29 protein-coding genes are annotated in these 20,744 nt (G+C 53.0%); 24 read left to right on the top strand and 5 right to left on the bottom strand.

The annotated features are described in order from the left end of the window. Positions 1–26: 26 nt before the first annotated feature. The 4 genes from AC3A6X_RS16090 to AC3A6X_RS16075 form a co-directional block, all read right to left on the bottom strand. The gene (locus tag AC3A6X_RS16090; RefSeq protein WP_487843128.1) at positions 27–1,262 is read right to left on the bottom strand and encodes a hypothetical protein; all 1,236 of its coding nucleotides are present in this window, start codon (positions 1,260–1,262) and stop codon (positions 27–29) included. Between the two features lie 86 nt (positions 1,263–1,348). Then, on the bottom strand, positions 1,349–1,504 hold the full coding sequence (locus AC3A6X_RS16085) for a hypothetical protein (RefSeq protein WP_487843127.1): 156 nt from the start codon (positions 1,502–1,504) through the stop codon (positions 1,349–1,351). Next, positions 1,501–1,692 carry a hypothetical protein gene (locus AC3A6X_RS16080; protein ID WP_487843126.1) on the bottom strand — a complete coding sequence of 64 codons (192 nt, stop codon included), beginning with the start codon at positions 1,690–1,692 and terminating at the stop codon, positions 1,501–1,503. Before AC3A6X_RS16080 ends, AC3A6X_RS16085 begins: the two co-directional genes overlap by 4 nt. After that, positions 1,689–1,889, bottom strand: coding sequence for a hypothetical protein (locus AC3A6X_RS16075; protein ID WP_487843125.1), 201 nt, complete (start codon positions 1,887–1,889; stop codon positions 1,689–1,691). The genes AC3A6X_RS16080 and AC3A6X_RS16075 overlap by 4 nt, the downstream gene beginning before the upstream one ends. A gap of 626 nt (positions 1,890–2,515) precedes the next feature. Between AC3A6X_RS16075 and AC3A6X_RS16070 the strand changes: the two genes are divergently transcribed. Genes AC3A6X_RS16070 through AC3A6X_RS16040 form a run of 7 tightly spaced genes read left to right on the top strand, consistent with a single transcriptional unit; the run spans position 2,516 to position 4,513 of the window. After that, positions 2,516–2,788, top strand: a complete 273-nt coding sequence (locus AC3A6X_RS16070; protein ID WP_487843124.1) for a hypothetical protein — start codon at positions 2,516–2,518, stop codon at positions 2,786–2,788. Beyond that, complete coding sequence (locus AC3A6X_RS16065) at positions 2,788–3,063, top strand: hypothetical protein (protein ID WP_487843123.1); 276 nt, start codon at positions 2,788–2,790, stop codon at positions 3,061–3,063. The genes AC3A6X_RS16070 and AC3A6X_RS16065 overlap by 1 nt, the downstream gene beginning before the upstream one ends. Further along, positions 3,063–3,308, top strand: coding sequence for a hypothetical protein (locus AC3A6X_RS16060; protein ID WP_487843122.1), 246 nt, complete (start codon positions 3,063–3,065; stop codon positions 3,306–3,308). The genes AC3A6X_RS16065 and AC3A6X_RS16060 overlap by 1 nt, the downstream gene beginning before the upstream one ends. 29 nt (positions 3,309–3,337) lie before the next feature. Further along, entirely contained in the window at positions 3,338–3,634 is a 297-nt protein-coding gene (locus AC3A6X_RS16055) for a hypothetical protein (RefSeq protein ID WP_487843121.1), read from the top strand. After that, positions 3,631–3,852, top strand: coding sequence for a hypothetical protein (locus AC3A6X_RS16050; protein WP_487843120.1), 222 nt, complete (start codon positions 3,631–3,633; stop codon positions 3,850–3,852). The genes AC3A6X_RS16055 and AC3A6X_RS16050 overlap by 4 nt, the downstream gene beginning before the upstream one ends. After that, positions 3,849–4,181, top strand: coding sequence for a hypothetical protein (locus tag AC3A6X_RS16045; RefSeq protein ID WP_487843119.1), 333 nt, complete (start codon positions 3,849–3,851; stop codon positions 4,179–4,181). Before AC3A6X_RS16050 ends, AC3A6X_RS16045 begins: the two co-directional genes overlap by 4 nt. After that, complete coding sequence (locus AC3A6X_RS16040) at positions 4,178–4,513, top strand: hypothetical protein (RefSeq protein WP_487843118.1); 336 nt, start codon at positions 4,178–4,180, stop codon at positions 4,511–4,513. The genes AC3A6X_RS16045 and AC3A6X_RS16040 overlap by 4 nt, the downstream gene beginning before the upstream one ends. A 25-nt stretch (positions 4,514–4,538) precedes the next feature. Here the strand turns inward: AC3A6X_RS16040 and AC3A6X_RS16035 are convergent, their stop codons facing one another. Continuing rightward, positions 4,539–4,988: a hypothetical protein gene (locus AC3A6X_RS16035; protein ID WP_487843117.1), complete on the bottom strand. Its 450-nt coding sequence runs from the start codon at positions 4,986–4,988 to the stop codon at positions 4,539–4,541. Between the two features lie 74 nt (positions 4,989–5,062). Here AC3A6X_RS16035 and AC3A6X_RS16030 point away from each other — a divergent pair, with 74 nt between their 5' ends. The 17 genes from AC3A6X_RS16030 (at position 5,063) to AC3A6X_RS15950 (ending at position 20,744) form a co-directional block, all read left to right on the top strand. Then, positions 5,063–5,518: a hypothetical protein gene (locus tag AC3A6X_RS16030; RefSeq protein WP_487843116.1), complete on the top strand. Its 456-nt coding sequence runs from the start codon at positions 5,063–5,065 to the stop codon at positions 5,516–5,518. Beyond that, positions 5,508–6,911 (top strand): terminase large subunit domain-containing protein, encoded by a 1,404-nt coding sequence (locus AC3A6X_RS16025; protein WP_487843115.1) that lies wholly within the window; start codon positions 5,508–5,510, stop codon positions 6,909–6,911. The genes AC3A6X_RS16030 and AC3A6X_RS16025 overlap by 11 nt, the downstream gene beginning before the upstream one ends. Positions 6,912–6,920: 9 nt before the next feature. Continuing rightward, on the top strand, positions 6,921–7,148 hold the full coding sequence (locus tag AC3A6X_RS16020; protein WP_487843114.1) for a hypothetical protein: 228 nt from the start codon (positions 6,921–6,923) through the stop codon (positions 7,146–7,148). A 50-nt stretch (positions 7,149–7,198) separates the two neighbouring features. Beyond that, on the top strand, positions 7,199–9,451 hold the full coding sequence (locus tag AC3A6X_RS16015; protein ID WP_487843113.1) for a hypothetical protein: 2,253 nt from the start codon (positions 7,199–7,201) through the stop codon (positions 9,449–9,451). A 443-nt stretch (positions 9,452–9,894) separates the two neighbouring features. After that, entirely contained in the window at positions 9,895–11,280 is a 1,386-nt protein-coding gene (locus tag AC3A6X_RS16010) for a hypothetical protein (protein ID WP_487843112.1), read from the top strand. A 22-nt stretch (positions 11,281–11,302) separates the two neighbouring features. Continuing rightward, positions 11,303–12,304, top strand: coding sequence for a tail fiber domain-containing protein (locus AC3A6X_RS16005; RefSeq protein WP_487843111.1), 1,002 nt, complete (start codon positions 11,303–11,305; stop codon positions 12,302–12,304). Next, positions 12,301–12,609 carry a hypothetical protein gene (locus AC3A6X_RS16000; RefSeq protein ID WP_487843110.1) on the top strand — a complete coding sequence of 103 codons (309 nt, stop codon included), beginning with the start codon at positions 12,301–12,303 and terminating at the stop codon, positions 12,607–12,609. The genes AC3A6X_RS16005 and AC3A6X_RS16000 overlap by 4 nt, the downstream gene beginning before the upstream one ends. A 28-nt stretch (positions 12,610–12,637) precedes the next feature. Continuing rightward, positions 12,638–13,006 carry a hypothetical protein gene (locus tag AC3A6X_RS15995; RefSeq protein ID WP_487843109.1) on the top strand — a complete coding sequence of 123 codons (369 nt, stop codon included), beginning with the start codon at positions 12,638–12,640 and terminating at the stop codon, positions 13,004–13,006. Positions 13,007–13,029: 23 nt separating this feature from the next. Continuing rightward, positions 13,030–14,094, top strand: coding sequence for a hypothetical protein (locus AC3A6X_RS15990; protein ID WP_487843108.1), 1,065 nt, complete (start codon positions 13,030–13,032; stop codon positions 14,092–14,094). Continuing rightward, positions 14,094–14,255, top strand: a complete 162-nt coding sequence (locus AC3A6X_RS15985) for a hypothetical protein (protein ID WP_487843107.1) — start codon at positions 14,094–14,096, stop codon at positions 14,253–14,255. The genes AC3A6X_RS15990 and AC3A6X_RS15985 overlap by 1 nt, the downstream gene beginning before the upstream one ends. A 246-nt stretch (positions 14,256–14,501) precedes the next feature. Further along, positions 14,502–15,473 (top strand): phage major capsid protein, encoded by a 972-nt coding sequence (locus tag AC3A6X_RS15980; protein ID WP_487843106.1) that lies wholly within the window; start codon positions 14,502–14,504, stop codon positions 15,471–15,473. 124 nt (positions 15,474–15,597) lie between these two features. Then, positions 15,598–16,194, top strand: coding sequence for a hypothetical protein (locus AC3A6X_RS15975; protein ID WP_487843105.1), 597 nt, complete (start codon positions 15,598–15,600; stop codon positions 16,192–16,194). A gap of 18 nt (positions 16,195–16,212) precedes the next feature. Continuing rightward, a complete protein-coding gene (locus AC3A6X_RS15970) occupies positions 16,213–16,929 on the top strand; it encodes a phage adaptor protein (RefSeq protein ID WP_487843104.1) in 717 nt (238 codons plus the stop codon). A 137-nt stretch (positions 16,930–17,066) separates the two neighbouring features. Then, on the top strand, positions 17,067–18,521 hold the full coding sequence (locus AC3A6X_RS15965) for a hypothetical protein (RefSeq protein ID WP_487843103.1): 1,455 nt from the start codon (positions 17,067–17,069) through the stop codon (positions 18,519–18,521). Beyond that, on the top strand, positions 18,518–18,979 hold the full coding sequence (locus tag AC3A6X_RS15960) for a hypothetical protein (protein ID WP_487843102.1): 462 nt from the start codon (positions 18,518–18,520) through the stop codon (positions 18,977–18,979). Before AC3A6X_RS15965 ends, AC3A6X_RS15960 begins: the two co-directional genes overlap by 4 nt. After that, a complete protein-coding gene (locus AC3A6X_RS15955) occupies positions 18,972–20,528 on the top strand; it encodes a tail fiber domain-containing protein (protein ID WP_487843101.1) in 1,557 nt (518 codons plus the stop codon). The genes AC3A6X_RS15960 and AC3A6X_RS15955 overlap by 8 nt, the downstream gene beginning before the upstream one ends. Positions 20,529–20,555: 27 nt before the next feature. Then, complete coding sequence (locus AC3A6X_RS15950; protein WP_487843100.1) at positions 20,556–20,744, top strand: hypothetical protein; 189 nt, start codon at positions 20,556–20,558, stop codon at positions 20,742–20,744.

Here is a 20,744-nt window from a genome sequence, read left to right as displayed (position 1 = left end):
CTTAGCTGTAGTTGGAAAATTCTGCCTCACTCGTCTTTGCTGATGGTCAAGTCAAATCCCGTCTCTTCTCGAATTCGATTGGACAGTTCAACGCAATCAACTTGCACGTCCGTTCTGAACCCGTCATGCTCAGTAAAGTGCTTCACGTTCCGTTCGGTTAGATAGCGCACGATCACGTCCAACACCTTTCGCTCTAAGTGGAAGTAGAGGTTCCATTTCGCTGAACCCGTCTTCATGGACCGTTCCAACTTTGCTGCGATGACCTTCCACATGTTCTTGATCGACGTGCGAAGAAGCTTTAGCTCAACGTCTTCTTGAAGTTTCCGCATCTTCCGCCGATCACGTCCAAGCATCTTGAAGATCGCGCAAGCATCTGAGCACTGCAGGCGGGCACCATTGAATAAACTGTTCAAGATCCTCTTTGCCATTTGGTACTCGATCCCTGCCAGCTCCGCTATGCGCCTGCGCATCTGAGCTTTATTGGACAGGTACTTCTTGATGGGCTCTTGGATTAGCCAGTTCTGTCCGCACTTTTCGGAAAGCTGCTGAAGGATTGTTGGCGCACAAGCCTGGATGTCATAGTTATGCGGCAGGCCAGCCTTCTTCCAAAAGTTGAACTTCAACGTATTCGGCATCTGCTGTAGGCCATGACTTAGACGGCCAGACACGCCTTCCTTGTAGTTGAAGGCCAGGCTCTCCACTTCATCAGCATACCGTTCAGCAAGCTTGCTAGTCTCTTCCTCTACGACTTCAGAAGAAGTGACAATCATAATACTGGCATCTAATTTGGTTTCGACGTACTCAATGCCTGCTGGGTTCAAACGGTATGAGAACGGATGTCCTTTTACTGTGTCGGTCCGGACTTTGTAGTTACCTTCACGGATCAAGATGGTGTCGTGCAAGAACCGTCCTAGAGGTCGATCTGTCCGACCGATGCCTGCGTTGAGCTTGACTGCGTAGATTGGCTTTGCAACGTACTGCGAGAAGTATGTCTTTGCAAAGGCGAGTCCTTTTGCGGCAGCCTTCTGAATACGAGGATCACGCCAGTTTGGTTCGCTTGCTGCTAAAGCATTATGATTGTCACTTCTTCCCTGGTGCGACACATCTGAAGAAGCCAAAACAACCCGATGCTGAGCAAGAGGCTGCAGTGCGCTCAATGCTGCTAAAGCATTATGATTGTCACTTCTTTCCGCCGAGTCCGGATTTGCTCCAGATATATGATTGTCACTTCTTGCCCCTGACGGGTCTTTTTGGTCGGTCATTGTCTTTCTCCCTTTTGGTAGTAAAGGGGGAGTGGAGGTACCAGCTCCACTCCCAAGACAGGTCATGACTCCTGTCTCTCTCCTAATCAGTTCTGTTTGCTCTCTTGATCTTCGAGGGTGTCCATTACATGCAGGATGAATCCAACGCCAATGCCAACACAATATCCGAATACAAACATTGGAGGCGTGAAGTAGCCAATCGCAAAACAGAGGGCTAGGTAGCCGATGAAAGCTTTCTTCATTTTGCTGCCTTCAGCGCCTTACGTGCTGCGACTGCTGCCTTGAATTCTTGAGATGCCTTCCGCTTACGTGCTGCGTGGATAGCATCCTCAAAGGTCTTGAGGTGAGACGCAGATACTAGGCCGCTGCTACGAGCGACGATCACTGCATTCTGAATGGCTTGCACCACTTCATTGATATCGTTGTTCATACGCTGTCCTCTTCAGGTAGTAGACCGTGCTTGACAAGAGTCGCATGCCATACACCCATTTCGCTCGTCAGCAATTCAGCGCCAGTGGAGGTCACGATTACTGTGTGATGAGGGTGTACGTTCTCGCTGAGCCACTTGATTAGTGGCAGAGCAGCTTCCTCAAAGGATGTATGAAATTTTTGTTCTGAGTCGGTCATGGATCTCTCCCTTGTTTTAGTGTTTTTATTTATACAGAAGTCTCAATCTCCTGAAATCTGCGATCACACCTACCCAAATGGCGTCTCTTTGGTCGAGCTTCAACCACTGTGCATCCATCCAGTGGTCACACGTCGCTCTTTGCAATCAGCCACCGACCTGCCATCCACTCGTCAACCTGAAAAACGCCCAACCGCAGGTTAGGGTTAAGGGATTATTTTCAAAGTAATCTATTCACGTCAAAACTACTCTTGGATACTGGGCAGTCCTTGTCAATCCCAATAATCTGAGGCAGGTCAACGTCTGATTACAAGATGATTAGCTCAGCCTCAGAGCACTTGAATCCTTCAGATGATGGAGCTGTCACCTAAAGGATTTCAAGTGTTTAGGGCCTCATCTGTCCCCTCGAAGGTAGGCTTGGTCCTTCTCGATCACTCGACGATCCCCAATGGTCTAGGGTGATTTAGCAACGTGGAAATGGGATCAAAAAGGAAAGTGGGCATGCCCTAGCTAGACTAGGGCTTGGAGCACTACTGGGATTATTTCAATCTTTAGCTACCTGATTAGTCAGCCGTTTGGTCATTTTCACTAAATAAAGCTGTCTTAACAACAACTTTAGGAGTGACATATGAAGATCGAAAAGAATCCGGTGACCGAAATTGTGGCAGCTCTGACAGCCTCGCTGCCACGATCAAGCGGCCTGTTCATTGATCCAATCGACGAGTGCATTGGCAAGCTCAAGAAGGCCACGTACATCCTCGAACTGCTACGAGGTCAGTCCGTCACAGATGCAGAGGTCGAGGAGCACCGTAACGCCAAGAAGGCCGCAAACGCTCAGGTGCTGAAATTTGAAGCACAGTTGCGCAAGCTGGTGCTGGAAGCGTCTGAGGAGTCGAAGTGATGGACCGCCTACATTTCACCCACACGCTCAGCATCCGCCTCAGCGAAGTAGAGCAAGCTCGAAAGCAACTGGAAGCGCTCTACAACTTTCAATCGCGTCATGAGAATTCAGTCGAGGCTGCCAAATTCCTGACGCAAGAACTAAAGCAACGCGAAAAGGCGGTAATCCAGCACGTCATGGGCGGCTACGAAATCAAAGTAGCTCCGGAAGCGTCTGGCAACACGACGTTGTCCGCTGGCGGCACCATCTTGGAAGCGTCTGGGGAGTCGAAGTAATGGCACAAATCACCGCATTCCAAGTCGACGCCGTCACTGGCGGCTTCATCCTGTCGTACATCGACACTGACCTAAGACAGACCACCCGCGAAGTCCACGCAACGCGCCGCAAGCTTCAGCACCGAATCAACGAGCTTTTGAACGCTCTGGAAACGTCGGAATCCGGGGAAGCGTCGTTGACCGATCGAGTTCGGATGGAGCAGATCGAGAAGATGTTCGGAATTCCAGGAGAGGGCGCGGAATGACTGGGAACCCAACTCTCATCAAAGCTGAGATGGAACGCAAGGTTGCGGCCCTGACCCCGGAACAGCGAACCAGATACGACGAGAACTGCCGCAAGTACGCCGCGTACGGGAACGCAGTGTGGATTAAAGAGGTGCTGAAGAAGGTGGTGGTCGCGATGTCATTCGATACGTCATTCTTTACTGACGAAGAAGTGCAGCAGCTTCGAGCGATGTACGACCGAGCCGGTGAACGCCTCAAGACCATTCAACCGCCGAAGTGGGACATGACTGGTCCAAAGTACCCGGAAGACTTGGAGAAGATGTTCCCGCTGGAGGACACGCAATGACCCAGAACATTAAAGACCTCAAGTCGCTGTTCAAAACTCTAACGCTTCGTGAAGGCGCGACCGACTTGGAAAAGGGTGTTGCGCTTGGCGAACAGCTCAAGGAAGTCTGGCCGATCTTGAGCAACTACGACCAGAACAAGGTCGTCGAGTGCATTGATCGCGGCCTACGCAAGCTTGCAGACAAGACGCTAACAACAAAGAAGGGAGAACAGCAATGACAGATTCAAACTTCAGGAAGAGCCTTGACAGCAAAGCTGCGTACGCGAAGGCACTGTCCGTCAAGCACTATGAACGACGCGGACCACTTCAGCCACACGAAAAGTTTGTTGGCCTGTCTACCGTTGACGAGTACGTCCAACATCACACATGGCTAGCGCCGAAGAACTACAAGCTTGTTGAGAAGGACGGGCAGTTCACGGAACTTGGCAGTGCCGTTGATGCAGAGTGGACGAAGCGTGGCCTGCCACCTATCGAGGTTAAGAACGCCGACACTGACTCGGAAGTGTGCAAGAAGTGGCGCGACATTCTCAAGGGGGATGCAGTATGAAGATTGAACGCGGCTGGAACAAGTCACAACCAGAGCAGAAGCCTACTGAATCGACAAACGTCTTCATCGACATCGGCGTGGGCGTGGGCGAGCCGACGATATGGGAACAGCGTGCAGATCACATCAACGATCCGGGCACCTGGGAGAAGGTCGAGCACTCGCACGACGTGACGGACCCAGGCCATAGCCACGGGAACACCACGCAGCGTCAAGCCTTAGCAGCTTTCAATTATCTAAACACGCGGATGGTCGAGCTTCGGCTTGACGGAAAAGCCGAGACGGTTGAGGAAGCGTACGAGATGGCCTGGGCTGAATGGGCTAAGTTCGCCTAACTCATGAAGCCCTTAAGTTAATCGCTCAAGGGCTTCTTTTGCCCAAGCGCTTCTCCCTAGTCCTCTTCCGAAGCTCTGTGTCGCGCTTCCTGCGGCGCTCATTGCTATCCTTCTTGTCTGCGCCCCAGAAAGTCTCGGAACCGATGGCTCCCGGCGTTGCATGGCGCTCCAGCCAGTAGAGCGCTTCGTACCACGTCGGTTCTATTACTTCTCCACGGGCTTTCGCAGCCTTGTACTCCTCACGGGCCGCGTACCACGGCAGCTCAGGGCTCGCCCAGCGCTCAGGGTCTTCTGCCTCAAGGCGCGTCAGCAATGCTTCGATCTGCTTGAGTTCTTCAAGCAGCGCTTCGCCTTCCTTCTGAACGCCTGCGGGATCGACAAGCAGTCGTGACGGGAGATTCGCACGCCTTAGCGCTGGCTTGTTGCGCATAAATCGCGCAAGCCATGCGCCTCTTCGCTTGGAGTCTTCTTTCATACGTGTGCTTTCACTAAATACGAGATCAACGTATTTAGGGCCATCGACCCAAAGAAGGTCGAACCACATTACACATGCAAGACGACGACTCGTTGCCAGAACCATCTGAGCATCTTCCAAGACCAAACGGTCCAAAGCCCCTCGACTCACAACAGATCGCACAACTCGAATCTGACGACGCCTACCTACGTGGCACTGCTGGCCTAAGCATCGTCAATGAATCGCTTCGTGAGATGGGCGTTCATATCCCGCAAAACTATGTCTTCAAGAAGCGAGACCGCAAGGCAGTAGAGACCGCAATCCACTCGACGTTCGACCTTATGGGCGGCGTGCCGGGAATGATCGCTTGGGCGATCAAGAACCCGAACAACTTCTACAGCGCCTTCATGAAGTTGGCTCCGGTGGAAAGCAACGTGCTTGGTGTAGCGCAAGTCATCATCAACTCTCAAGTCCCTGACAGCCCGCTCGACATTGTTGAGATTGACGCCCAAGGTAGGGTCATCGACGTAGGCGGTGACGATGACTTCTGATGGAACTCAGACCGTCAACCTTGCCTACCAGCCACGCGAACAGTTCAAAGCATTCCACCAGCGTCGTCAGCGTTGGTCAATCCTTGTCTTTCACCGCCGTGCAGGCAAGTCCCGCGCAACTATCAACGACCTTGTAGCGAAGGCACTTCGCTGCCGCAAGCCAAACGGAAAGTTCGCTTACATAGCACCGCTCATGGGACAGGTAGATGCCATCGCATGGACCTACCTCAAGGATGCAGTCAAAGACATTCCGGGTGCCCACATCGATCTTACGAAGAAGCGGGTACGGGTTCCATCAGCCCATGGCACAGAAGCTGAAGTTCGACTCTTCGGCGCTGACAATCCTGACAACCTTCGAGGTCAATATTTCGACGGCGTTGTGCTTGACGAAGTTGCTCAGATGAAGCGTCACGTTTGGGGTGAGGTCATACGACCAGCACTCTCCGACCGCAAAGGTTGGGCCGTCTTCATCGGTACGCCGAAGGGCCGCAACTTCTTCTATGAACTTTATGAGAAAGCACGCAAAAACCCAGACCGTTGGTTCTGCCAAGTGCTCAAGGCCAGTGAGAGCGGCATCCTTACTGACGAGGAACTAGAAGATTCACGCGCTGAGCTGGACGAAGAGGCGTACGAACAAGAGTACGAATGCTCGTTCACCGCAGGTATCAAGGGCTCGTACTACGCAACCTTGATTGAGAAGGCAGAGGCCGAGGGCCGCATCTGTGATCTGCCTGTAATCAATGCCGCGCCTGTCCATGTCGTCTTCGACCTTGGTTTCACTGACGCAACCGCAGTGTGGTTCTTCCAAGTTCTGAATGGTCGCCTCCACGTAGTTGACCACGCTGAATGGGAGCAAGTAGACATCGGGCGCATCGTAGAGGACATCAAGGCCAAGCCATACAAGTTTGGCGACTGGTGGCTTCCACACGATGCGAAGCAGCGCAACTTGCAGACCGGCAAATCAACGATTGAGCTGTTCCGGGACATGGGCATCCGTCCTCGTGCAGTTCCATCGCTCAGCGTTGTTGATGGCATTGCCGCAGTTCGCCACACGCTGCCAAAGGTGCTCTTCGATGAGACCCGCTGCTATCAAGGCATCGAGGCTCTGAAGCAGTATCAGAAGAAGTGGAACGCAGAGCGCGAAGTTTTCAGCAAGGTTCCTGAACACGATTGGTCATCGCACTCGGCTGACTCGTTCCGCTACTTGTGCCTGGCTGTCCGTGACATCGACTTGAAGGAGTCAATGGCTCCAGTGTCAACGAAGACAAGACCACAGAAGCCGGTAGTGCAGTCTGCAACCTACGTGGACTATGTACCAGCCAAGCCAACTACCACCTTGACATTTGACGAAATGTGGGACTCGCAGCCATCGTCAACCTACACACGCATCTAAGGGATCAACATGAAAACACTTCAAGAACTACTCGCACAAGCAGCCTACCTCGACTGGCTGGCCCACGACATTAAGCAAGACCCGAAGGGCTTCACGATTCGCATCCAGCTGCTTGACATGTTCGCCAAGCAGCTTGGAGCAATCGCAAAGCCTATCGCTGAACAGTGGGCGTCAGGCCAAGACGTTAAAGCTGAATCGGAAGCATCGGCGCCTCTAAATACAGAAACGCCGAGCTGAGCATTCTCCAGTGGTCGGCCAACAAGAACAACTACAAGAGAACCGATTCGATGGGATATGAAACAGACAAGGGGCTCGCGCAGCGTCACTGGGTAAACGAACTGAAGTCCTCCGACAAGGAGGTTGAGGCGTGGCACAACCAGTGCAAGAACATCATCAACGTCTACCTTGACAAGCGCAAGAAGGGCGATCGCTCTCGCAAGTACAACCTCTTCAACAACAACGTCAACATTCTGCGTGACTCGCTGTTCGGCCGCATTCCGAAGCCAGACGTTTCCCGCCGCTTCAAGGACTTCTCCGATCAGCCTGGACGTGTGGGTTCGCAGGTACTGCAGCGCGCAATGATCACTGAGCTGGAGACGGACGGCTACACGACGAGCACGGCCAAGAACGTCATCAAGGATCGCCTGCTTACTGGCCTCGGCATCTGCCGAGTCAGTTACCGCCACACCGCCACTGGCGAAGAGCCATTCAGCGTTTCAGATGAGGTCGATGAACAGTTGGCAGAAGAGCAGGGCGCAAGCTCGATCATCACCGATCAGCTCACGCCAATCGAGCACGTTCATTGGCCCGACTTCCGATTCCAGCCATCGCGCGTCTGGGAAGAATGCTCATGGGTGGCCTTCCGCTCGTACATGACGAAGGAAGAGTTTGCTGAACGCTTTGGCGAAGAGGAAGCAGAGTACCTGTTCTCCGCTGACAAGACTACTGCGGACATCAATGCAGTAGGCAAGGCTGTTGGCGACAAGCAGTACGGGGAGCAAGGTCCACAGAACAAGATTCAAGCGACCGTTCAGGTCTGGGAAATCTGGGACAAGGACACCAAGAAGGTGTTCTTCATTTGCACAGACTGCCAAAAAGCTCTCGACATCCAAGACGATCCTTACGGGCTGCCTCACTTCTTCCCATGTCCAAAGCCACTGTTGGGAACGAATGACACGTCAAACATGGTCCCTGTGCCTGACTACGTCATTGTGCAAGACCAGTATGAAGAGCTGAACATTCTCAACGCTCGTATTGCGAACCTCACGCGCACAGTTAAGGTCTCTGGCCTCTACGACAAGACCAATGCAGGAGTCAAGAATCTCCTCTCTGATGGCGATGAGAACATCCTCATCCCTGTTGACCGTTGGGACGCGTTTGCAGAAAAGGGTGGCATCAAGGGCTCCATGGATTTCATGGAGATCGGCACTATCGCTGCAGTCATCGCGCAACTACAGGCTGCTCGTGAAATCACCAAGCAGCAAATCTATGAGCTGACTGGCATCTCCGACATCATCCGCGGTCAGTCAAACCAGTACGAGACTGCGGCAGCGCAAGGCATCAAGGCACAGTACGCATCTCTTCGCCTGCAATCCCTGCAGCATGAGTTTGCTGAGTTCATGAGTGACTTGATGAAGATCAAGGGTCACTTGATGGTCAAGTTCTACGAGTGGGACCGTCTTGTGGAGAAGGCGGGTCCTATGACTCCAGCGGACGCCGCTTACCTTCCACAAGCACGCGCACTGCTTGAGAACGAACTGCTTGCGCACACCAACATTGAGGTCAGCGTAGATTCGTTGCAGCTTGCCAACTGGAGCCAAGACAAGTCTGAGCGTGCTGAGCTAATCACCGCACTCAGCTCAATGATGCAACAGGCAGTGCCAGCAGCGCAGCAAGTGCCAGAGCTAGGACCACTGTTCTTGAACATGATCAAGTTCGGCATTAGCTCGTTCCGTGGTGCTGCACAGATGGAAGGCTTCATCGACCAAGAGCTGCAGAAGCTTCTTGCAATGCAACAGCAGCAAGAGCAGGGCGGCAACAAGAAGCCGTCCAAGGAAGAGATGGCCGCTCAAGCTAAGCAAGCTGAGATTCAACAACAAGCAGCGTTGAAGCAACAAGAGCTTCAACAAGAGGCGCAGATCGAGACGACGAAGGCCAGCGCTCAACTGGAGATGAAGCGCATGGAGACCGAGCAGAAGGCAACACAAGCCGCAATCGATGCAAAGATTGAACTACAAAAACTTCAACTTGAAGCGAAGAAGCTTCGTCTTGAAGAGCTGAGGTTCCAGGTAGATACCGGCATCGACACGACTGGCGAGCTTGACCTACCTCCAGGGGACGGCTTTGCTTCACAGCGCGTCTCACCAGACCAGTTCTACCAAGGACTGCAAGCAATGAAGGCGGAGCTTGACAGCGTGAAGGCCGAATCAGCCGCATTCCGTCAAAGCGTCCAAGACTTCATCACACGACCACAGCCACCAGTACGCGCAACGATCATCAGAGATGCCAACGGCAAGATGATTGGCGCAGAAATGGCGTAAATAAAAACAACAACAAGGGAGGCCACCAGTGGCACTAGGATTCTCAACAACTCTAAGAAATGCTCGCCTTGACGCGATCACGACGGCTGCAGGAAGCGGCGCAAAGATTGCCATCTATAACGGCACTCGCCCAGCAACTGGCGGCACCGCAACCACGAAGCTAGCCGAGTTCACCATGTCTGCTGGCCTTGCGCCAGCAGCATCGGCCGGCGTGTTGACTTGCAACTTGCCGCCTAACACAACTGGCATCACTGCTGGTACTGCTACATGGTATCGCATCACCACGTCTGGTGGCACGTTCGTCATGGATGGTAGTGCAGGTACCTCCGGCACCGACATGATCTTGAACACTGCTTCAATCAGCTCTGGCGTCACCTGCTCGATTACGGCACACACGATTACTGCTGGCAACGCTTAAGCGCTAATAGCGAGGGCTTGAGCGCATGACAACCAATGTACTGCTGCATGCTGATGGCGCCAACGGGTCAACAACGATCACGAACGCCAACGGCAGCGGACCGACGTTCACCGCATCTGGTGCTGCAGCATTAACGACCGCAGAGAAGAAGTTCGGCACTGCCGCGCTCAACTTCACATCGCCTGGGGTCATCCAAAGCGGATCGACGGTCACTTTGTCTGGCCCGTTCTGTATCACCTTTCAGTACAAGAGAACGGGCTTTACTGGTAAGCCGTGGTGTATCGGTCAAGAAGAGACCGCCAATAGCCTGATGATGGAAACGTACGTTGGTGACGTCAACGTGCAAGTCTCGAATGCGGGATCAGGAAACACGAACATCATCTCCGTCAGCGGAGATCCAATGGGCAACTCAAGCGGTCCATGGGTGCATGTGGTTGTTAACCGAGATAGTAGTAACGTAATCCGATTCATTGTTGACGGTGTCGTGCTTGGCAGCGCAACCAATTCACAGACCTTCACCGGTATTGTGACGTTTGGCGATAAGGTGGTTAACACCGGTTTGCCTGAAGGTGGAGCTGCTAACTGCTACATGGATGAAATCCTCATCAGCACTGATGACCCTGTCTACACCTCATTCCCGTTCACGCCACCAACCGCTGCATACCCCGATCCAAGTCCAGGCGTCTCTAGCACAATTTCTGCTACGGAGGCTAATGACACTGCCTCCGTCACTGCTTCGCTGTCCGCAACAGCCACCATTGCAGCCACTGAGTCCAACGACACCGCCTCAGTAGCAGGCAACGTCATTCTTGCCGCTTCGATCAATTCGATAGAAGCCGATGACACTGCATCTGTCAGCACGAGCGTAAGCGCTTCTGCGAATATCGCTTCGACGGAAGCCGACGACACCGCATCTATCGGTATGAGTGTGAGCGCTTCTGCGCTTATCGCTGCGACGGAGGACGATGACGCGGCTAGCGTGCTTGTAGATGTCGTGACTCAGGCTACTGCTGTCATCGCCGCAACCGAGGGCAACGACACAGCCTCAATAGCTGCGGTGGTAGGTAATGGATCGCGTGTCGATACGGATGGCGACTACAGCCACATCCCATACGTCATCCCGAATCAGCCAAAGCCAGAGAAGAAGACAGCCAAGAAGAAGACCGCTCCAAAGAAGCTCAAGCCACTCCCAAAAGACTTGTCCAGGGAGCAGCTTCAGGCGCTCAAGGATGCGCTCTCGCAGTCAGACACTCTCTACGCTGAACGCCTCGCACAGATCGATTCGCTGCTCGCGCTCCTCCTTGCTGAAGAAGCTCAACTTGCACAGCAAGCCCAAGAGGAAGAGGAATTCTTGATGCTGATCGAGCTGATGATGGAGTACAGAGAAGCGCAAAGACTTCCTCTGGCCTAAATATCTTCTTTCACAGGCCAACATGTCCATCATCACCGCAAATCGCTTTAATGGCTCAGGTGCCGGTCTATACGACATCCCAGGCAGTGGTGTTATTGGCATCAGCCCCGAGACACTAGCTGCCCTTGCTTTGAAGGCACCAATCAACAGCCCAACTTTTACGGGCACAGTTGGTGGCATCACAAAGGCAATGGTAGGTTTGGGCAACGCTGACAACACGTCAGACGTGAACAAGCCCGTCAGCACGGCCACTCAAACTGCACTTGACGCAAAGGCCCCAATCCTCAATGCGAACCTTGACGGTGTTACCTCGTTCACTGGCACCACTGGATTCAAGGTAAGCCGTGGAGGCGGCTTTCGCTTCTTGAACTTCAGCACGGATTGGTACTTTCGCTTCGCTGAGTCAACTGGTGACCTTAACTGGGTCTCGACCTCTGGCAGTGCAGCAACACTTACTGGTGTTGGCGATCTTTACCTAACGCGCGCCATTCGCCCAAATCCGGCCTATGGGAGCATCACGAATGGTTCTCTTGCAGACGGGTCGAACTACTACGCGCAAATGGTCCAGTCCAATCCAAACTGGGAGACCGTCGCATTCCACGGATACCACGTGCCCGGTGTTTGGGCTGGTGCTCGCCTCGTATGCGGCTCAACTAGTCCGGCGGTGTTCGAGTTCCGCAACAACGGGAACATCTACGCCAATGGCGTACTGCTGACATCGGACAAGCGACGCAAGACCGACATTGTTCGCATTGAGGGTGCGCTTGACAAGATCGAAGAGCTTGTTGGCTGCACGTTCCGACGCACCGACATTAACGATGAGTTTGGCGACCCTAACCGTCGCTACATGGGTCTCATCGCTCAAGACGTTCAGCGTGTTGCACCTGAAGTAGTCATGGATAAGGGCGACGAGGACCACACGCTTACTGTCGATTACGGCCCACTTGGGGCGCTGTTCGCAGAGGGCATTAAGGAACTGCGTGGTGAGGTTCGACAGATTAAGGATGTGCTGGGGATCGCATGAACTACTACGGTATTGAACTCACAGACCCAGCCCTCATTGCGCAGGCGTTAACCGCTGAGGTTCAGCGTGCCATGGACGATGCCGCTCGCTCATTGGGCTATGACGACATCAAGACTGCGATTACCTATCGTGGCGACCCTAATCCAAAGTTTGCTGCCGAAGCTGAAGGCTTCTTCCAGTGGAGGTCTGCAATTTGGACCACCGCCTACGAGATGCTTGCGGATTCTCAAACCAACAACACGCCTCTTCCGACCATGGAAGAAGCTCTTGCGGCGTTTCCCACATTGAACATCGAGTATCCATAGAAAGGCATCTGGGTGGATAAATAAAAACATGCTTTATCACGCCAAATGCCAGTCTTGCGACTTCGAGAATACTTTCATTGCGTCTGTCGCTAACCGTGACAACGTGGAATGTTTGCCTGTGTGTCCACACTGCGACGAAAAGATGCCACGCCAATTCACGGCTCCGATGGTTGCTGCAATGGGACTTACAAGTGGCTCTCTTCAAATGCGTTCACCAATCGACGGCGCCATGATTCATGGGGCTACCGAGTACAAGGCGCACATGAAGAAGCATGGTGTTCTTCCCGAGTCTGAACTTAAAGGTGAGGCCGCTTACCAGAAGAAAGAACGAGACAAGGCGTACAAGAAAAAGCAGAAGGAAACAGTCGCCCGCGTAGTAACGCAGATGACTTCTTAAAACCAACAAGGGAATTAAACCAAGTGACCGACATCAACAATGCCACGGAAAATCTTGAGTCTCCAGTACAAGACTTAGATCCACAAGCCACGACCGAACTTCATGATGAGGTTGTAGAAACAACCAACGATGCGCCAGAAGTGGAGGTTGAAGCCAAGCCAAAGACCACCAGAGAGGCGATTGAGGAATCAATCAAGAAGCTTGAGGAAGAGCAAAAGCCAGAACCGAAGGTTGATGTCAAGCCTGAGGACAAGCCATCCACGATAAGCGAACTGCCACGGACACCGAAGCCGCCAAAGGAATTCGACGCTGCAGCCGCAATGCCAGTTGATGTGCGCGAGCAGTTCAAAAATCTCCCACCCCAATTCAGCGCTCTTCGTGAGCACATCAACAAGCGTGAGCATGAAATTCAGCGCACGCTAACCGTGGTCGCGGATGAGCGAAAGATCGCCAGCGGCTTCATGCAGGCGGCAGCTCCATACGAGGCCCACTTCCGTTCGATGGGCGTCCATCCAATTGCCGCAGCACAAGACCTGTTCAATGCGGGCTACGTTCTCCACACTGGTACGCCGGAGCAAAAGGCCAAGCTACTTGCTCAATACATCACCACGTTCAAGCCTGACATCGACACACTGAACGGAATCCTTGAAGGCGCAGCGCCGAAGGAGTCTCCACAGGAGTCGGCCGCACTGCGTGAAATCAGAGAGCTGCGTGCTCAACTGCAGGGTCAGCAACAAGCCGGTCAAGCTCATCGTCAGCAAGAGATTGAGAGCCAAATCGACGCGTTCATGAACAACCCGAAGAATGAGTTCATTCACGACGTTGCACCTCAAGTGATCGCACTGCTGAATTCTGGGGTTGATAACCTTCAGGAAGCTTACGAGCAGGCAATCTACGCTAACCCGCACGTTCGCAAGGTAATTGAGCAGCGCAATCAAGCTGCAGCAGCTCGCAATCGTGCTGCACAGGGAAGCATTTCAAACAAGGGACCAAGAGCGCCAATGTCGACGAACCCAACACAGTTCAAGGGTAAGTCAACACGCGAAATTCTTGAATCGCTTATTCCTGAAGATGGGCAGAGACTGTAATGGCCCTCATCAATCGCGTAATCATTCCTGGCGTGCAATTTCCTACGAAGGGTCTCACTGCCGCTGAGGCGAGAGAAAAAGCGTTGGAGCGGCTTGCGAAGAAGCGTGAGTTAGAGCGAAAGCAAGCAGAGCAGAAATCGGAATCTGATACCGAATCCTGAGACGCAATATATAGATGATGAGGTGGATGGGACTCGTTAAACCCCATCCAATCAATTGCTTTTTGTCCGGCATACCCAGTTGAAAGACAGTATGCGAAACGACAAGCCGCAGTTCAAAGCAAACCAAGGAAGCCAGACTCGTTTCACTTCCCTTGCGTAAGTAGAACAGCAAACAACTTCGCGATCTTCTGCATGGTGTAGGAGGCGCATTGAACATTTGCCAACTTATTCAAGGAGAACAAGAACATGGCATTCCCAAACGTAAGTGACATCATCGCAACGACCATCGAGGCTCGCAACGGTGAATTCGCAGACAACGTCACCAACAACAACGCACTTCTGACTGTCATCAAGCAGTACGGTGGTGTTAAGTCTGTCGGTGGTGGTTCTTCCATCATGGAAGAAATCTCGTTCGCAGCTAACGGCAACGCTGGCTGGTACTCTGGTTACGACGCACTTCCAGGCGCAACGCAAGACGTTCTGTCTAGCGCTACCTTCTCCCTCAAGCAGGCTGCTGTTGCAGTCCCAATGAGCGGTCTCGAAGAGCTGCAGAACACTGGCCGTGAAGCATTCATCGACCTTCTTGACAGCCGTCTTGAAGTTGCTGATTCTTCGCTTGTCAACCTCATCAACCAAGGTGTTCTCTCCGACGGTACTGCTGCTTCTGGCAAGCAGATCGACGGTCTCAAGAAGGCTGTTGCTATCGCTCCTACGACTGGTACGTACGGTGGTATTGACCGTGCAACTTGGACCTTCTGGCGTAACAAGAAGATGAAGGGTGCTGGTGCTGAATTCGCAGGCGCTCTGACTACCGCAAACGTTGGTGAAATCTTCACCGACATGTGGACTCGCCTGATCCGTGGTAAGGACAAGCCAAACCTCATCCTCACCGATGAAGGCTACTTCAAGATCTACGTCGGCTCCCTGCAGCCACAACAGCGCTTCACTGATCCTACGCTGGCAAATCTGGGCTTCGACAACGTCAAGTTCATGTCTGCTCCAGTCGTGATGGAATCTGTTGCTTCCGGTATCTCTGCGAACACCGCGTACTTCCTGAACACCAAGTTCCTGAAGTTCCGTCCGCACAAGGACCGCAACATGGTCTCGCTGGGCAAGAACCGTCTCATCCCAACGCAAGACGCATCTATCCAGTACCTCGCATGGGCTGGTAACTTGACCTCCACTGGACCACAGTTCCAGGGCGTCATCCAAGACTAATCACGCAACGTGATTACCAATTAAGGAAGCTTCGGCTTCCTTTTTTGTTTCAGCTCTACGCACTAAATACATGGCGAGCACGGCATGTCGTCGTGCGCTTATCAATCTATCAAGGACACCTTTCATGGCCAGTCAATACAACAACTTCGATTTTTCCGGCGAAGGAGATTTTTCCACCGCACAAAACCGCCTTCCAAACGGCAGACTTCCAGAGGACGCTAGCTTGCTTATCAAGTTCCGCATGGTCCCAACTGGCTTCCAGATCAAATCACAAGAAGCCGGACGACACATCTACGAAGACGTAGAGCACATCCAAATTGGTGTGCCGGGCGCATTGGACATTCTTGATGTGCCAGTAGATGACTCATATCGTGAGCGTTTTCCAAATGAATACAAGGCGTTCAAGGAAGGCATCGACGCACCATCCAGCGGTACTCCGTTGAGCCAATGGCCGATGGTATCTGGATCGCAGGTGAGCGAATTCAAGCACTTCAATATTCGCACCGTGGAACAGCTCGCAGCAATGAGTGACACGAATGCACAGAAGTTCATGGGTGCAAGTGCATTGCGTGAGAAGGCTAAACAATGGCTGGCAGCAGCTAAGGATGGCGAAGCGTTGGCAAAGATGGATGCTGAGCTTGCAAAGCGTGACGCAGAACTTGCAGAGCTTCGCGCCATGATCGAAAGTCAAAACAAGAAGAAGGAAGTCGTAAAGGCTTAATTCGGAGAAGGGAGAAAAATGGGAAGACCCCTACTTGAACTAATTAAACAAGCAGCAGCAGAGCTTCAACTGGGGTTTTCTCCAACCGAAATCCTGTCCAGCCAAAACACGTCCATCATCCAAGCTAAGGCTCTTTTGGTGGCAGCGTGTGATGAGCTGACTGAAACCTTCAATTGGCAATATCTGCTGAAAGAAGCAACGATCACTACGGTTCCAGGCCAAAGCCTCTACGACCTACCAAGTGATTGCGCTCGGATTGTTTCGGACACCGCATGGGATCGAAGCGCAATGCTTCCACTCACTGGGGATGTTGCTCCAGCGCAGTTCCAAGAATTGCAATCTGGCTACTACAGCGTTGGTCCGTACTCACGCATTCGAGTCATTGGAAACAAGATTCAAGTGCTGCCAACACCCGGCGCAGAGACAACGTTGGTCTACAACTACATCACCGGGAATTACGTCATCGATGCCAACTTAGGCACCCTTGTTTCTGAGTTCACACATGATGCAGATAAGGTCGTATTTCCTGACCGTCTTGTTATCAACTTCCTCAAGTTGAAGTTGCTGCAGGTGTCGTCGATGGACACCACTACGGCAGTGCAAGACTTCAACTCGTCGTTGGTTGCCGCTCAAGCCTCGGACGTTCCAGCTCCAACGCTGCGCCTTGCACCATACAACAGCGATTACCTGTTGTCAGAACTGAACTTCGGACGCTCCGTCACGGGAGGTGTCTGATGTTCTTGAAGGCAAGTAAGCAGGCTGGTCCTCCACGTGTCCAGTCGTACACCACGCCAGCTCCGACGAGTGGCCTTAACGCCAGAGACCCATATTCGTTAATGGGTGAGGCCTTCGCACTGACCCTAACAAACTTCATGGTGAAGCCGCAAGGTATTGCGGCTCGCGAAGGCTACTCAGAGTGGGCTACTGGTCTGCCCGATGAAGTGCTTACGCTCATGCCATACAGCGGTACCGGCGCTGGAACAGATCGACTGTTCGCTGCCAGCGGTACAGGCTTCTACAACGTGACATCTCCTGGCGCTGTAGGTGCGGCAGTGCAGACGGGCCTTACGTCTGCCTTGTGGCAGCACACCAACTTCACCGGCGCTATCGGTCACTACCTCATCTGCTGCAACGGAGTCGATGCCGTGCGTCACTATGACGGCACAAGCTGGGTCACATGGACACAGGTGTTCGTTACCCCAACCACTCCAGGCCAAATTCAAGGCATCGATCCAACGATGCTCAAGAACGTTTGTGTTCATCAAAGCCGCCTGTGGTTCGTACAGCCAGGCACAACTAGCGCATGGTATCTACCAGTCAACAGCGTTGGCGGTGAAGCAGAGGAATTCCGCTTCAACTTCCCACGTGGCGGCAGGCTTGAACAACTCGCATCATGGTCAACGAACAATGGTGCAGGTATGTCCAACATGCTTGTTGCCATCTCGTCAGAAGGCGATGTGCAAGTTTGGGAAGGTACTGACCCATCGGATAGCAAGACTTGGTTCCGCTCAGCAACGTGGATGCTAGGTGCTCCGGTTCCTGGCTGCGCCCCAATGCAGTTCGGTGGCGACACGCTCATGCTGACGCTGGATGGGCTCATGCCTCTGTCGAAGTACATGCAGAGCACCACTACGGCGGTTGCACTCACAGACACGATTCAGAACGCCATCGCATTGGAAACGGAATCAAAGTTTGAGCTGAGCGGTTGGCAAATCCATTTTGTCCCGCATCGCAACTGCATCATTCTCAACGCACCACAGATCAACCCTGACAACAACGTCCAGTACGTCATGAACACTGACACTGGCGGTTGGAGTGTGTTCACTGGTTGGCCTGCTCGTTGCTTTGCCACGCTGAACCGTCAAACGTACTTCGGCGCAGATGGAAAGGTCTTCCTCGCATTCCGTGGCTACAAGGATGGTGCAGCAAGCAATGGCAGTGGTGGCAATCCGTACATCGCAGTAGCACAGCAAGCATTCAACTACTTCCAGAACCAGTCCACAAAGAAAAGGTTCATCAAGGCTCGTATCAACTTGCTCACGGGTTCAGGCAGCGCGCTTGTCCAGTTGAGCTGCAAAACGGACTTCGATGTCACGTCTCCATTCGGAACAGGCTCTTCCTCTGGTAGTGGTGGTGCGGCGGTATGGGGCACCAGTCACTGGAACGTTGATTCTTGGACAGGTGGCCTCATCAACTACAGCAGTTGGCAAACCGTGGGTGGCATCGGCTACTGCGCATCAATCTCAGTTGCTTTGACCGTTGAGTCTGAAACGTACTGGATGTCAACGGACTGGTTGTTTGAAGGTGGGGCTCCAGGTCCGGGATGATCGTTCACAACAGCAATCATCCCGCTCTACTTCAATGGTGTGCTGAGCACGCAAATCTACCACTCACCGCATTTGACCCGGCCACCACACGCTGCAGTGCGATGGTCGATGACAACTTCACGCCAATCGTTGTCGTGGCGTTCGATGGTTGGTCAAACGGTAGATGCGAAGCAACGATTGCTACGGACCTAACGAAGCGCTGGGCGTCACGAGAGTTCATCACGGGCACCTATCGAACCGTGTTTGAGAAGTGGGGCATGAACCGTATGTCCATGGTTACGGAGGAATCCAACACCCCTGCGCTAAATATGCACATGGCGTTGGGCCACAAACAAGAAGGCATTCACGAACATTGGTTCGGTGAAGGACGAACGGGCATCTCGTTCGGCTACACAAAGCGTCAGTGGGAAACAGGGAAGTGGAACAAGACGCGCATGGAGAAGAATAAGAATGGGTAAAAGCGCAGGATCACCGCCACCAGCACCAGACTATGCAGGTGCGGCACAGGCAACAGCGCAGGGCAATCAAGATGCTTTGTCGCTGCAAACTGAACTTAACAGAGTCAACCAAACCGGCCCTTGGGGCTCGACTACGTACTCACAGCCTGGAGCAAAGTTTGACGAAGCGGGCTACACCGCTGCATATGAACGCTATAGGCAGCAAGAGGCAGAACTTGATGCAAACCCGAACGGCTCACAGTTGCGCCAGTATCTTGCTGCGATTGGACAGACGCCGAAGGCACCAAGCCGCAGCGACTTCACGTCGGGCTCGCAGCAGTGGGAACAAACGACCACTCTTGACCCTCGTCTCCAGCAGGCGCTAGACAGTCAGTTTGCCCTTCAAAATGGTCGCAGTGAGATTGCGAACAGTATGCTGGACCGCCTGAAGGAATCCTACGCAAAGCCGTTTGAAGCTCCAGACCGTGCAAGCTACATGAATGGCATGCCGGGTGTCAACTATGGCAGCAATGACCGTGCAGGCACCTTCAGTAGCAATGCCTCGATCAACACTGACATCAATGGCGCTCTAAGTGGTGTCAATGCGGTGAACCAGAACGTAGCTCAGTACGACCCATCGAAGAGCGACTTGTATGCTCAAAAGGCGTACGAGGCGCAGATGGCGCTTCTTCGTCCAGACATGGACAAGCAAGACACTGCACTTCGCAATGGTCTCGCACTACAAGGCTTCACACCAGACAGCGAGGCATCACGCAAGTCCACGTCGAGCTACGAGCTTGCAAAGGCTGCTCAGCTCAACTCGTTGGCGGCAAACAGCTACCTCACTGGTAACCAAGTTGCGCAGAACGAATACAACACCTACCTTGGTGGTGTGAAGGCTGGCAACGATGCTCAAGGTCAAGCTTATGGTCAAGGTATCAACACCTTCACGACCGGCAACAACGCACAAGCTGCAAAGTTCTTGCAAGACCAGAGCACGTATGGCACGAACCTACAAGGTCTCACAACCAATGCGCAGCTCAATGCAGCTCAGAACCAAGCACAGCAGCAAGACTATGCACAGCGCCTGTCGAACTACGCGACCGACTGGCAGCAAGCACAGGCACTGCGCAATATGCCGCTCAATGAGGTTAACGCTCTGTTGAACGGCCAGCAAGTTCAGAACCCATCGTTCCCGAACGTCAATGGTTCCGCTGGTGCAACGACTGGTGCTGACTACTTGTCTGCGTTGCAGAACCAATCTCAGTACAACCAAGGTCTTTACAACTCGCAGGCAGCTCAAGCTGCTCAGGGTAATGCATCCGCAGTTGGTGCTGGTTCGGCTCTCGCTTCAGCAGCAATCATTGCTATGTCCGATGAACGCTTGAAGAAGAACATCGAGAAGGTTGGTGAGACTCCAGGCGGACGCAACGTTTACTCGTGGGACTGGAACAAGAAGGCCGGTGGCTACCTTGGTCCAACAGTCGGTGTGCTAGCTCAAGAGAACCCAGACGCTGCACGTCCAACGAAGAGCGGCTACCTCGCGGTGGACTACTCGAAGATCAACTAACGGATACCAGAACAAGGAAGACACACCATGACTAACGAAGAACTCCAAGCATCCTTTGAAGAAGCTGCACTTCCACTAATCAAATGGTTGGCAGCGAATGTCCACCCACATCACACGGTAGTCGTTACCTCCACCAGCGCAGAACTGCTGCAGGGTGAAATGTGCGTGGGCGTGAACACACTCGTTAAGCACGGCCTTTGGGACGAGGATATTTGA

The organism is Variovorax sp. Soil_C_12 (assembly GCF_057657375.1).
This window is presented reverse-complemented; position numbering and strand designations above follow the sequence as displayed.